Source organism: Massilia sp. TS11 (assembly GCF_022012445.1).
Classification (GTDB): domain Bacteria; phylum Pseudomonadota; class Gammaproteobacteria; order Burkholderiales; family Burkholderiaceae_D; genus Telluria.
Genome location: NZ_JAKLTS010000001.1, coordinates 414,414 through 426,092, shown reverse-complemented (window position 1 = coordinate 426,092; position 11,679 = coordinate 414,414). Strand labels below are relative to the sequence as shown.

Sequence of the window (11,679 nt, the reverse complement as noted above, 5' to 3'; positions counted from 1 at the left end):
AGCCTGTAATTGTAGCGCAATCCCACGCTATGAAACCGCCTTGCTAATAAAAATTGCTTTTGTGCACTGCACCGTCAGGGCTGCGGCTTGGCTGGCGCAGGGAGTTCGGCGCGTTCAAGGCGGACTTCGAGCTGGCCGATGCGGCGCCCCAGGTCCAGCGACGCGCCGAAAGATTGCCAAATAGTGAACTGCAGAGCGATGACGGCCAGGGCGCTGGCCACGCAGGTGCTGATGACGGTGATCTTTACCCCACGCCCGGCGCTGCGCACTTCGACCAGGATGGCGTCGAAGCGGGCGTCCATGCTGTCGAGGCGGCCATCCATATGATCCAAGCGGGCGCCGAAGCGGGCGTCCATGCTGTCGAAGCGGGCGTCGAAACGGGCCTCCATGCTGTCGAGGCGTGCGTCGAAACGGGCCTCGATGCTGTCGAGGCGAGCGTCGAAACGGGCCTCCATGCTGTCAAAGCGAGCATCCATGCGATCGAGGCGAGCGTCGACGCGATCGAAGCGAGCGTCGAAACGGGCGTCCATGCTGTCGAAGCGAGCGTCGAAACGGGCCTCCATACCGTCGAGGCGCGCATCCATGCGATCGAAGCGCGCGTCCATGCTGTCGAGGCGCGCGTCGATGCGATCGAGCCGCGCATCGGTCTGGTCGAAACGGCGGTGCAAGCTTTGCAGACCGTCGAGAACCAGGTCGAACTTGGTGCTCAGGCGTGCCTGGTCGGCGCGAATTTCGGAGATGGCCCGCTCGACCATCACATCGCGCTGGGCAATATCCTCGCGCAAACGGGTCAGCTGCGCCTGCAGGTGGGTATCGCGTTCGGCGATGCCCGCGCGCATGGCAGCCAGCTCTGTCACCACCCGCGCATGGTTGGCGTCCAGACGGGCCTCGATTTCGGGACGGCTCATATCGTTCATACCGCTCAGACGAGGACATTGAACAGAAGTTCCAGCCTCGCGTAACATGGCTGCTCCACGTCACAGGAGCCATTGTGCGCTTTTCCATCGGCCACCGTCTGTTCATTTCCGTGCTGCTTGCCATGCTGGCTGTGGCCGCCACGGCCATCCTGCTGATGCGCCAGAACGTGGCGGCCAGCTTTGGCGACTACGCGGCCCAGATCGAGCTGGACCGCCTGAGCGAACTGGCCGATGCACTCGGCCGCCAGTACCAGGCGCGCGGCAGCTGGGACTTTGTGCCCGCACGCGGGCGCGCCGGCTGGATCGAAGGCGAGCTGGCCCGCCTGCGCCGGGCGCGCGAAAGCGGCCAGGGCGAACTGGCCACGCGCGCACCGGCCCCGCCGCGCGCCCCGGCCGCCCCGGTCCCGCCGGCGCCGCCGGTCAGGGCCACGACCACCACCACGACAACCACGACTACGCATACCGCCACCGCGACGGCCGCCGCCACCCCGGCCTTGCCGCCGCTGCCGCCGCTGCCACCGACTCCGCCGGCCCCGCCCGCGCCGCATGCCGTGCAGGCGCCAATCGCCAGCGCCGCTCTGCCCGAGCGCATCACCCTGATCGACGCCAACGGCGCCTATCTGGCCGGACGCCCGCTCGACCCCGGCCCCACGGTGCGCCGCACCCTGCTGGCCGATGGCCGCCCGATCGGCGCCCTCGTGATCGCCCGTCCGCCAGTGCCGACCGATGCCTTGTCGGCCGCCTTCCTCGCGCGCCAATCGTCGAGCCTGTGGATCATCCTGGGCGCCAGCATCAGCCTCAGCGCCCTGGCCGCGGTGCTGCTGGCGGCCCACTTCCGCCGCCCGATCGGCCAGCTGGCCGATGCCGCCGCCGCCCTCACGCGCGGCGAACTGCATACGCGCCTGCAAATCACGCGCAGCGACGAACTGGGCGCGCTGGCGGCCAGCTTCAATCAGCTGGCCGCCCAACTCGACATGTTGGAGAGCACGCGCCGCCAATGGGTGGCCGACACCTCGCACGAACTGCGCACGCCGGTGGCGGTGCTACGCGCCCAGATCGAGGCCCTGCAGGACGGCGTGCGTCCGGCCAGCCCGGACAATCTGGCCATCCTGGGCCGCCAGGTGCAGCAGCTCAATCGCCTGATCGAGGAACTCAATCAGCTGGCGCGCAGCGACCTGGGCGAACTGGCCCTGCAGCTTGCTCCGCTCGACGCCTGGCATTGCGCGCTCGACGTGGCCGAGTCCTTCCACGCGCGCATGGCCCAGGCGGGCCTGGCCTTCGACATCGACAGCAAAGGCGCCCTGCCCGCCCTGGCCGACGACGAGCGCCTGCGCCAGGTGCTGGCCAATCTGTTTGAAAACGCCGTGCGCTATACCGATGCGGGCGGGCGCATCGTGCTCAGTGGCCGCAGCGCCGGCACCCGCATCGAGCTGCAGTTCGATGACACTGCGCCCGGCGTGCCCGACGCCGCCCTGAGCCGCCTGGGCGAACGCTTCTACCGGGTCGAGGCCTCGCGCAGCCGCCAGCATGGCGGCGCGGGCCTTGGTCTGACGCTGTCGGTGCGCCTGATCCAGGCCATGGGCGGCACCCTGCATTTCGCGCACTCGCCGCTGGGCGGCCTGCGCGCCACCCTCAGCCTGCCCGCCGCATGAACCGCATCCTGATTGTCGAAGACGAACCCGAACTGGCCGGCGTGGTGGCCGATTACCTCGGCCTGGCCGGCTATCTGCCACAGGTGATCGGCGATGGCGCCGAGGCCTGGACCGCCCTGCGCACACGCCTGCCGGACCTGATCGTGCTCGACCTGATGCTGCCCGGGATGGACGGCCTGGCCCTGTGCCGCGCCGTGCGCGCGTTCTCGGACGTCCCGATCATCATGGTCACCGCGCGCGTCGAAGAGGTCGACCGCCTGCTCGGCCTCGAGGCCGGCGCCGACGACTACCTGTGCAAGCCCTTCAGCCCGCGCGAACTGGTGGCCCGTGTGAAGGCCATCCTGCGCCGCAGCCAGGGCAGCGAAGGCGCCAGCAAAATCCGCATCGACCACGGCGCGCGGCGCGTCTGGTGCAATCGCCAGGAACTGGAGCTGACCCCGAGCGAGTTCGCGATCCTGGCGGCGATGGCGGCCCACCGCGGCCAGGTGTTCTCGCGCGCGCGGCTGCTGGAAATCGCCAGCGCCGACAACCTCGATGTGACCGACCGCGCCGTCGACAGCCACATCAAGAACCTGCGCAAGAAGCTCGATGCCGCCCTGCCCGGGGTGCAGGCGATCCACGCGATCTACGGGCTGGGCTACCGCTTCGATCTCTGAATCTCCCCACGATTTCTCCACAATTGGCGGCGACAGTAGGCACTGAGGCATCGCATGGTGACGATGTCGCGCCAACAGGAGAAAGCAATGAAGACCTTGATCAGCATCGGCGTGCTGGCCGCTGTGGCCAGCGCCGCCCTGGCCCAGACCACGACGACGACCACCACCCAGACCAAAGCGGGCCACAGCAGCACCAGCGTCTGGCACTGCAACGACGGCGACTGCCCGAAGCCGCCGCGCCCGCCCCGCCCGCCGCAGCCGCCCCAACCGCCCCAGCCGCCGGCCGCGCCGGCCAGCGACGAGGAAGACGGCAGCCTGCCGGCCCTGCCCGCGCTGCCGGCCATGCCGATGGTGCCGCCGGTACCGGTGCCGCCGCCGCCCCCGCCGGTGCCGAAGGTGCCGGAGGCCGCCCACGCCCAATGCGCAGGCAAGGCCGAAGGCACGCGCGCCAGCTACGCGCCGGCCGCGAATGAGATGATGCAGGGCGTGTGCAAGAAGGTCGACGGCCAGATGCGCTTTCAGCTCCATCACTACACTGTCAACCGCTGACCTAGACAATTTTATCTAGATCGATTAGGCTTGGGGGTATGAGCACTTCCCCCAAACCTACCAAGGCCGAGCTTGAGATGCTGCGCGTGCTGTGGCAGCTCGGGCCGGCCACGGCCAAGCAGGCGCACGAGGCGCTGCAGGCCGCGCGGCCCGAGGCCAGCTACGCCAGCGTGCTGCGCCAGCTGCAGGTCATGCATGCCAAAGGCCTGCTGACGCGCGACGAAAGCGGCCGCGCCCACATCTACGCGCCCGCCGAGGAGCAGAACTCGATGCAAACCAGCCTGCTCGGCGACCTGATTCAAAAGGCCTTCTCCGGCTCCGGCAAGGCGCTGGTGCTGGCCGCGCTCAAAGGCCACGTCAGCGCCAAGGAGCGCGCCGAAATCCAGGCCTTCCTCGACCAGAGCAAATCCTGAGGCCGCGCCATGGAGGCTGACCCGCGCCCGCAGCCGCCGCGCGAACCGGCGCTCGAGGACTGCTGCACGAGCGGCTGCACCTTCTGCGTGTTCGACGTCTACCAGGACGCGCTGGCGCGCTACCAGGCCGCCCTGGCCGCCTGGCGCGTACGCCACCCGGACGCCATCGGCGAAGACAGCGCGCCCGGCTAGCGCGCAGCGGGACCGAAGCGCGCGTCCCAGCCCGCCAGCGCCCGTTCCCAGAACCCTGCCAGCGTCCCGGCCCCGGCGACATCGAGGCCGATGAAGCGCGCCGCCGCGCACAGCACGGCCAGCGCCTCGTCCGCGCTATCGGCGCTGATGGCGGCCGCGCCGGTCTGCTTCGACAGCTTTTCGCCGTTGGCGTTGCGGACCACGGGCAGATGCAGATAGCGCGGCACCGGATAGCCGAGCAGGTGCTGCAGATAGATCTGGCGCGCCGTCGAGTCGAGCAGGTCGGCGCCGCGCACCACATCGGTCACGCCCTGTTCGGCGTCGTCGACCACCACCGCCAGCTGATAGGCCCAGTAGCCGTCGGCGCGCTTGAGCACGAAGTCACCGACTTCGCGCGCCAGCACCTGGCGCACCGGGCCGGCGCAGCGGTCCTCGAAAGTGATCACGCCGTCCGGTTGATCGGGATCGGGCACACGCAGGCGCAGCGCGCGCAGGCTCTTCCCGGCCGGCAGGCCATGACGGCAGGTGCCCGGATAGATGGCCGCGCCATCGGCCGCGATCCCGAGCCGCGAATCCGCGATCTCGCGCCGGTTGCAGCCGCAGGCATAGGCGTGCGTGCCCAGGCGTTCGGCGGCGGCCGCGTACCGGGCCGTACGCCGGCTCTGCCACAGCACCTCGCCGTCCCACTGCATGCCCAGGCGCTGCAGCAGATCGAGCATGCCCGCGGCCACGCCGGGCACCGCCCTGCCCTCGTCCACGTCCTCGATGCGCACCAGCCACTGGCCGCGGTGCACGCGCGCGTCCAGATAACTGGCCAGGGCGGCCACCAGCGAACCCGCGTGCAGCGGGCCGGTGGGGGAAGGAGCGAAACGGCCGACGTAGTTCATGCCCGGCATTATATCGGCGCCCGCTATGGACAGCGGCGGCCGATGCAGGCACCATGGCAGCACTATTTTGGAACACTCCATGGAACGCCCATCCCCGAACCCGATGGTCGACGAGGTCCACCAGGTCCTCGCCAGCGGCGACCCGGCCGCCATCGAAGCCCTGCTGACCCGCATGGCCCTCAATCCCCCCGCCCTCGACACGGGCGACTACGGCGCCATCGGCGCCTGGATCTACCGCAAACAACGTCTGCTGAGCCGCCTGAGCGAGGACCACCAGGCCCTGCGCCGCCTGCGCGAGCGCCTGGCCGCCGCCTTCGATCCGCGCCAGGACAGCGCCTTTCTCCTGACCGATCTGCTGACCCTCGACAGCCTGGGCGGCTGGGACGCCGACACCATCGCCCTGCTCCACCAGCTCGAACAGCACGATCCGGCCAGCGCCGCGCGCGCCGCCCTGCTGGCGCTCGACGCGCTCGAGCGGCAAGGCGAAATCGCCCTGGCCAGCCGCGCGCTGCAGGCGCCGCTGGAGGAATTGGGACTCGAAGCCGAACGCCTCGGCCAGCTGGCGCAGGAGCGCGATCCGGCCTTTGCCGGTCTGCTCGAACGCAGCCGCTCGCGCGCGCACGAACGGGCGGCCCTGATCAGCCGCCTGCTGACGGCCGCCGGCCGCCACGCCGATTCCGAGGCCGTGCGCGCCTTCGCGCAGGCCCATTTCGGTTCAGACCAGTAAGGCCAGCTGTTCGGGGGTCAGATAGCACCATTCACCCTCGGCCAGACCGAGGCTGGCCAGCGGCAGCTGGCCGATCTGGGAACGGTGCAGGGCCGCGCAGTGGTTGCCGGCCGCGGCCAGCATGCGCTTGACCTGATGGTATTTGCCCTGCTCGAGGATGATCTCGAGCGTGTGGCTGCCCGTCTGGGCGCAGTGCACGGCCGCCAGCGGCGCCGGCTCGTCGTGCAGCTGCACGCCGGCCAGCAGAGCCGCCACCAGCTCGGGCGTGACCGGCTCGGCCGTCGTGGCCTGGTAGACCTTGGGCACATGGCGCTTGGGCGAACTCTGGGCGTGGATGAAGGCGCCGTCGTCGGACAGCAGCAGCATGCCGGTGGTGTCATGGTCGAGCCGCCCGACCGGCTGCACATCGCGCCAGCTGCACTGTTCTGGCAGCAGGCTCAGCACCGGCGGATGGTGACTCGGCTTGCGCGAGCATTCGACATTGGCCGGCTTGTTCAGGCAGATGTAGACGTGCTCGCGGTAGGGCCAGAGCTCGTCGAAAATCTCGAGCACCAGCCCGTCGGTCTCCAGCGCAGCCTTGTAATTGTCGTGGACCACGCCACCGATCCGCACTTCACCATCTTCGATCAGTTCGCGGCAATACTTGCGCGAGCCAAAGCCCTGCGATTGCAGGATGCGGTCCAGAGTAAGTTTGCTCATCGCCAAAAATAGAAAACGGGGTCAGACCCCATTTATCCTTGCGGATAAACGGGCGTCTGACCCCGAGGGTGGAGGTGCTTAGCGCTTGTCGATGGTCGGGACGTCACGCACCGGCGAGCCGGTGAACAGCTGACGCGGACGGCCGATCTTCTGCTCCGGATCCGAGATCATCTCGTTCCACTGGGCGATCCAGCCGATCGTGCGGGCCATCGCGAAGATGCCGGTGAACAGAGACACCGGGATGCCCAGGGCCGACTGCACGATGCCCGAGTAGAAGTCAACGTTCGGGTACAGCTTGCGCGACACGAAGTATTCGTCGTTCAGGGCGATTTTCTCGAGTTCCATGGCGAGCTTGAACAGCGGGTCGTCCTGCAGGCCGAGCTCGTTGAGCACTTCGTGGCAGGTTTCGCGCATCAGCTTGGCGCGCGGGTCGAAGTTCTTGTACACGCGGTGACCGAAGCCCATCAGCTTCACGCCCGAGTTCTTGTCCTTCACCTTGGCGATGAATTCGGGGATCTTGTCGACCGTGCCGATTTCTTTCAGCATGTTCAGAGCCGCTTCGTTGGCGCCGCCGTGGGCCGGACCCCACAGGCAGGCGATACCGGCCGCGATACAGGCAAACGGGTTGGCGCCCGAGGAGCCCGACAGACGCACGGTCGAGGTCGAAGCGTTCTGCTCGTGGTCGGCGTGCAGGATCAGGATACGGTCGAGGGCGCGCACCAGCACGTCATTGACCTTGTACTCTTCGCACGGATTGCCGAACATCATGCGCATGAAGTTGGCCGAGTAGGACAGGTCATTGCGCGGATACACGAAGGGCTGGCCGATCGAGTATTTGTAGGACATCGCCACCAGGGTCGGCATCTTGGCGATCAGACGGATGGCCGAGATCTGGCGCTGCTCCGGATCGTTGATGTCGAGCGAGTCGTGGTAGAAGGAAGCCAGGGCGCCGACGGTACCGACCAGCACCGACATCGGGTGGGCGTCGCGACGGAACCCGCGGAAGAAGAATTGCATCTGCTCGTGCACCATCGTGTGACGGGTCACGGTGCTGACGAAGTCCTGCTTCTGGGCGGCGTTCGGCAGTTCGCCGTTGAGCAGCAGATAGCAGGTCTCGAGGAAGTCGCAGTGCACGGCCAGCTGCTCGATCGGGTAGCCGCGGTACAGCAGCTCGCCCTTGTCGCCATCGATATAGGTGATCGAGGAATTACAGGCCGCCGTCGACATGAAGCCCGGGTCATAGGTGAACTTGCCGGTCTGGCCGTACAGCTTGCGGATGTCGATGACGTCCGGACCGATCGAGCCCTTGTAAATCGGGAAGTCGATCGAGGGGCTGCCGTCCGAGAACGAGAGCGTGGCTTTGGTATCAGAGATGTTCATGGCACTTCCTTCTTTGGGAGGCGAGTCTACAATAAAAAAACGGTCGGTCAGGCCTGGCGCAGGCGCGCCAGCAAGGCGTGCACATGGGGCAGGTCGATGTCTCCGTCGGGCTCTTTGCGGCCCAGCATCAAATCCATCAAATCATTGTCCGACAGGTTGAGCAGGCGCGTCAGGGCGTCGACTTCCGCGTCGCTCAGACCGTCCTCATGCGCATCGAGGAAGCGCGTGAGGATCAGGTCGTTTTCGAGCAGACCGCGGCGCGCGCGCCAACGCAGGCGCGCACGCTTGACGGGGTCGGACTGGTGCGTGTGCATGCCTTACACCGCGCGCCGCACCATCAGTTCCTTGATCTTACCGATGGCCTTGTTCGGATTCAGGCCTTTCGGGCAGACGTCCACGCAATTCATGATCGAGTGGCAGCGGAACAGGCGGTACGGGTCTTCCAGATTGTCCAGACGCTCGGCCGTGGCTTCGTCGCGCGAGTCGGCGATGAAGCGGTAGGCCTGCAGCAGGCCGGCCGGGCCGACGAACTTGTCCGGGTTCCACCAGAACGAGGGGCAGGAGGTCGAGCAGCAGGCGCACAGGATGCACTCGTACAGACCGTCGAGCTCTTCGCGCTGGGCCGGCGACTGCAGGCGTTCCTTCTCGGGCGGAATCGAGTCGTTGATCAGGAAGGGCTTGATCGAGTGGTACTGCTTGAAGAACTGGCTCATGTCCACGATCAGGTCGCGGATCACGGGCAGGCCCGGCAGCGGGCGCAGCACGATCGGCTGGGTCAGTTCGTTCAGGTTGGTGGTGCAGGCCAGGCCGTTCTTGCCATTGATATTCATGGCGTCCGAACCGCACACGCCTTCACGGCAGGAGCGGCGCAGGGCCAGCGAATCGTCAACGTCGGACTTGATGCGCTGCAGGGCGTCGAGCAGCATCTTGTCGGTGTCCTGCAGTTCCACCGTCAGGGACTGCATATAGGGCTTGGCGTCCTTGTCCGGATCGTAGCGGTAGATTTCGAATTTAACAGTACGGGGCATGATGTTCGCCTTAGAAGGTACGGGCTTTGGGCTTGAAGGTCTCGACCGTCAGCGGTTTGGTGACGACCGGCTTGTACTCGAGGCGATTGCCTTCCGAGAACCACAGCGTGTGCTTCATCCAGGTTTCGTCGTCGCGGTTGGGGAAGTCGCGGTGGGCATGGGCGCCACGCGATTCCTTACGTGCCACGGCCGAGCAGATGGTCGCTTTCGCCGTTTCGATCAGGTTATCCAGTTCGAGCGCTTCGATGCGCGCGGTATTGAAGACCTTCGATTTGTCCTTGAACGAGACGTGCTTGCGGCGCTCGTCGAGCTTCATGATTTCTTCCACGCCCTTGCTGAGCAGCTCGTCGGTACGGAACACGCCGCAGTAGGTCTGCATGGTCTTGCGGATGTCGTTGGCCACGCCCTGCACTTTTTCGCCGCCGGTCGAGGTTTCGAGGCGGTTCAGGCGGTCGAGCGCACGGTCGGCGGCATCGGCCGGCAGCGGCTTGTTCGACTTCATCTTCAGGTTCGAGGCGACCACGTGGTTACCGGCCGCGCGGCCGAACACCACCAGGTCGAGCAGCGAGTTGGTGCCCAGGCGGTTGGCGCCGTGCACCGAGACGCAGGCGCATTCGCCGATCGCGTACAGGCCGTTGACGACCTTCTGGCTGCCGTCGCCGGCCGGCACCACGACCTGGCCGTGGATATTGGTCGGAATACCGCCCATCTGGTAGTGGATGGTCGGCACCACGGGGATCGGTTCCTTGGTGGCGTCGACGTTGGCGAACTTGTGGCCGATTTCGAGGATCGAGGGCAGACGCTTCTTGATCGTGTCGGCGCCGATGTGGCGCAGGTCGAGCAGCACGTGGTCCTTGTTCGGACCGCAGCCGCGGCCTTCCTTGATCTCCTGGTCCATCGAGCGCGACACGAAGTCACGCGGGGCCAGATCCTTCAGGGTCGGCGCATAGCGCTCCATGAAGCGCTCGCCATTGGCGTTGATCAGGATACCGCCCTCGCCGCGCACGCCTTCGGTGATCAGCACGCCGGCGCCGGCCACGCCGGTCGGGTGGAACTGCCAGAACTCCATGTCCTGCAGCGGCAGGCCGGCGCGCGCCGCCATGCCCATGCCGTCGCCGGTGTTGATGAAGGCATTGGTCGAGGCGGCGAAGATACGGCCGGCACCGCCGGTGGCGAAGATCGTGGTCTTCGCTTCCAGAATCATGGTGTCGCCGGTTTCCATTTCCAGGGCCAGCACGCCGACCACGTCGCCCTCGGCGTCGCGGATCAGGTCGAGCGCCATCCACTCGACGAAGAAGTGGGTGCGCGCGCGCACATTGCGCTGGTAGAGCGTGTGCAGCAGCGCGTGGCCGGTACGGTCGGCGGCGGCGCAGGCACGCTGCACCGGCTTCTCGCCGAAGTTGGCCGTGTGGCCGCCGAACGGACGCTGGTAGATGGTGCCGTCCGGGTTGCGGTCGAAGGGCATGCCGAAGTGTTCGAGCTCGTACACGACTTTCGGCGCTTCACGGCACATGAATTCGATGGCGTCCTGGTCGCCCAGATAGTCCGAGCCCTTGACGGTGTCGAACATATGCCAGTACCAGTCGTCCTCGCTCATATTGCCGAGCGAGGCGCCAATGCCGCCCTGGGCCGCGACCGTGTGCGAACGGGTCGGGAAGACTTTCGACAGCACCGCCACATTCAGGCCGGCTTCGGCCAGTTGCAGGGAGGCGCGCATGCCGGAGCCGCCGGCGCCGATGATCACCGCATCGAAGCGGCGCGAAGGAACTGCAGTTTTAATAGCTGCCACGATTAGACACTCCACAGAATCTGCACCACCCAGGCGGCGCAGCCAACCAGCCACAGGATGGTCGCAATTTGCAGGAACAGACGCAGGCCGACGGACTTCACATAGTCCATCCAGATGTCACGGACACCGACCCAGGCGTGATAGAACAGGGCGAAGAAGGTCACCACCGAGAACAGCTTGAACCACTGGCGCGCGAACAGGCCGGCCCAGGCTTCATAGGTGTAGCTGCTGGAGGTGAACACGGTGCCCAGCAGGACCAGGGTGTACAGGGCCATGACCACGGCCGTCACGCGCTGGGCCAGCCAGTCTTTCAGGCCGTAGTGGGCGCCGACGACGAGGCGCTTCGGACCGATATTGGTATCTTTTGCCATCAGTTAGCTCCAAACAGTTTGTAGGCGACGCCCGCGGTCAGCAGCAGGCTCACGGCCAGGACCGACACCGCGGTCTTGCGCGCGGACTGCTTTTCGATCGCCACGTGCATGTCCATGAACAGGTGGCGCACGCCGGCACAGAAGTGGTGCAGATAGGCCCAGCTGAAGAACAGGATCAGCAGTTTGACCAGGGGCTGCTCGGCGATGCCCTTGAAGTGATAGAAGGAGATTTCGGAGGTGATGCTCTTTTCGAACAAAAAGAGCAGGAAAGGCAGGCCGAGGAACAGGCCGGCGCCGCTGATGCGGTGAAGAATTGACACAATGCCAGACGGCGGCAAGCGGTACTTAACGATTTCCGAAACATGGATGTTCCGGAATTGTGGCCGCTGCTTTTTCTCACTCACGGCTTCGGACATAAG

The 11,679-nt window shown here is 66.5% G+C and carries 15 protein-coding genes; 6 read left to right on the top strand and 9 right to left on the bottom strand.

The features are described 5' to 3' along the window. Positions 1 to 74 precede the first annotated feature (74 nt). On the bottom strand, positions 75 to 917 hold the full coding sequence (locus tag LZ005_RS01950) for a hypothetical protein (RefSeq protein ID WP_237804132.1): 843 nt from the start codon (positions 915 to 917) through the stop codon (positions 75 to 77). 74 nt (positions 918 to 991) lie between these two features. Here LZ005_RS01950 and LZ005_RS01945 point away from each other — a divergent pair, with 74 nt between their 5' ends. The 5 genes from LZ005_RS01945 (at position 992) to LZ005_RS01925 (ending at position 4,379) form a co-directional block, all read left to right on the top strand. Continuing rightward, positions 992 to 2,569 (top strand): ATP-binding protein, encoded by a 1,578-nt coding sequence (locus tag LZ005_RS01945; protein ID WP_237804130.1) that lies wholly within the window; start codon positions 992 to 994, stop codon positions 2,567 to 2,569. Next, positions 2,566 to 3,225: a response regulator gene (locus LZ005_RS01940; RefSeq protein ID WP_237804128.1), complete on the top strand. Its 660-nt coding sequence runs from the start codon at positions 2,566 to 2,568 to the stop codon at positions 3,223 to 3,225. The genes LZ005_RS01945 and LZ005_RS01940 overlap by 4 nt, the downstream gene beginning before the upstream one ends. 87 nt (positions 3,226 to 3,312) lie before the next feature. Then, positions 3,313 to 3,774, top strand: coding sequence for a hypothetical protein (locus tag LZ005_RS01935; RefSeq protein ID WP_237804126.1), 462 nt, complete (start codon positions 3,313 to 3,315; stop codon positions 3,772 to 3,774). A 38-nt stretch (positions 3,775 to 3,812) separates the two neighbouring features. Beyond that, on the top strand, positions 3,813 to 4,187 hold the full coding sequence (locus LZ005_RS01930; protein WP_237804124.1) for a BlaI/MecI/CopY family transcriptional regulator: 375 nt from the start codon (positions 3,813 to 3,815) through the stop codon (positions 4,185 to 4,187). A gap of 9 nt (positions 4,188 to 4,196) precedes the next feature. Further along, the gene (locus LZ005_RS01925) at positions 4,197 to 4,379 is read left to right on the top strand and encodes an oxidoreductase-like domain-containing protein (RefSeq protein WP_237804122.1); all 183 of its coding nucleotides are present in this window, start codon (positions 4,197 to 4,199) and stop codon (positions 4,377 to 4,379) included. On the opposite strand, the gene gluQRS is transcribed toward LZ005_RS01925, so the two are convergent. Next, positions 4,376 to 5,275 carry a tRNA glutamyl-Q(34) synthetase GluQRS gene (gluQRS, locus tag LZ005_RS01920; protein WP_237804120.1) on the bottom strand — a complete coding sequence of 300 codons (900 nt, stop codon included), beginning with the start codon at positions 5,273 to 5,275 and terminating at the stop codon, positions 4,376 to 4,378. The two genes, LZ005_RS01925 and gluQRS, sit on opposite strands and share 4 nt — an antisense overlap. 70 nt (positions 5,276 to 5,345) lie before the next feature. On the opposite strand from gluQRS, the gene LZ005_RS01915 reads away from it, so the two are divergent. Further along, complete coding sequence (locus LZ005_RS01915) at positions 5,346 to 5,993, top strand: hypothetical protein (protein WP_237804118.1); 648 nt, start codon at positions 5,346 to 5,348, stop codon at positions 5,991 to 5,993. On the opposite strand, the gene LZ005_RS01910 is transcribed toward LZ005_RS01915, so the two are convergent. The 7 genes from LZ005_RS01910 to sdhC form a co-directional block, all read right to left on the bottom strand. Further along, complete coding sequence (locus LZ005_RS01910) at positions 5,982 to 6,692, bottom strand: pseudouridine synthase (RefSeq protein WP_237804116.1); 711 nt, start codon at positions 6,690 to 6,692, stop codon at positions 5,982 to 5,984. The genes LZ005_RS01915 and LZ005_RS01910 overlap by 12 nt on opposite strands. 78 nt (positions 6,693 to 6,770) lie before the next feature. Beyond that, the gene (gltA, locus tag LZ005_RS01905; protein ID WP_237804114.1) at positions 6,771 to 8,072 is read right to left on the bottom strand and encodes a citrate synthase; all 1,302 of its coding nucleotides are present in this window, start codon (positions 8,070 to 8,072) and stop codon (positions 6,771 to 6,773) included. A 47-nt stretch (positions 8,073 to 8,119) separates the two neighbouring features. Beyond that, positions 8,120 to 8,386: a succinate dehydrogenase assembly factor 2 gene (locus LZ005_RS01900; RefSeq protein ID WP_237804112.1), complete on the bottom strand. Its 267-nt coding sequence runs from the start codon at positions 8,384 to 8,386 to the stop codon at positions 8,120 to 8,122. Positions 8,387 to 8,389: 3 nt separating this feature from the next. Beyond that, on the bottom strand, positions 8,390 to 9,100 hold the full coding sequence (locus tag LZ005_RS01895) for a succinate dehydrogenase iron-sulfur subunit (RefSeq protein WP_237804110.1): 711 nt from the start codon (positions 9,098 to 9,100) through the stop codon (positions 8,390 to 8,392). A gap of 10 nt (positions 9,101 to 9,110) precedes the next feature. Beyond that, positions 9,111 to 10,889, bottom strand: coding sequence for a succinate dehydrogenase flavoprotein subunit (gene sdhA / locus LZ005_RS01890; protein WP_237804108.1), 1,779 nt, complete (start codon positions 10,887 to 10,889; stop codon positions 9,111 to 9,113). Between the two features lie 2 nt (positions 10,890 to 10,891). Continuing rightward, a complete protein-coding gene (gene sdhD, locus LZ005_RS01885; RefSeq protein ID WP_237804106.1) occupies positions 10,892 to 11,260 on the bottom strand; it encodes a succinate dehydrogenase, hydrophobic membrane anchor protein in 369 nt (122 codons plus the stop codon). Then, entirely contained in the window at positions 11,260 to 11,676 is a 417-nt protein-coding gene (sdhC, locus tag LZ005_RS01880; RefSeq protein WP_237804104.1) for a succinate dehydrogenase, cytochrome b556 subunit, read from the bottom strand. The genes sdhD and sdhC overlap by 1 nt, the downstream gene beginning before the upstream one ends. Between the last annotated feature and the right edge of the window lie 3 nt (positions 11,677 to 11,679).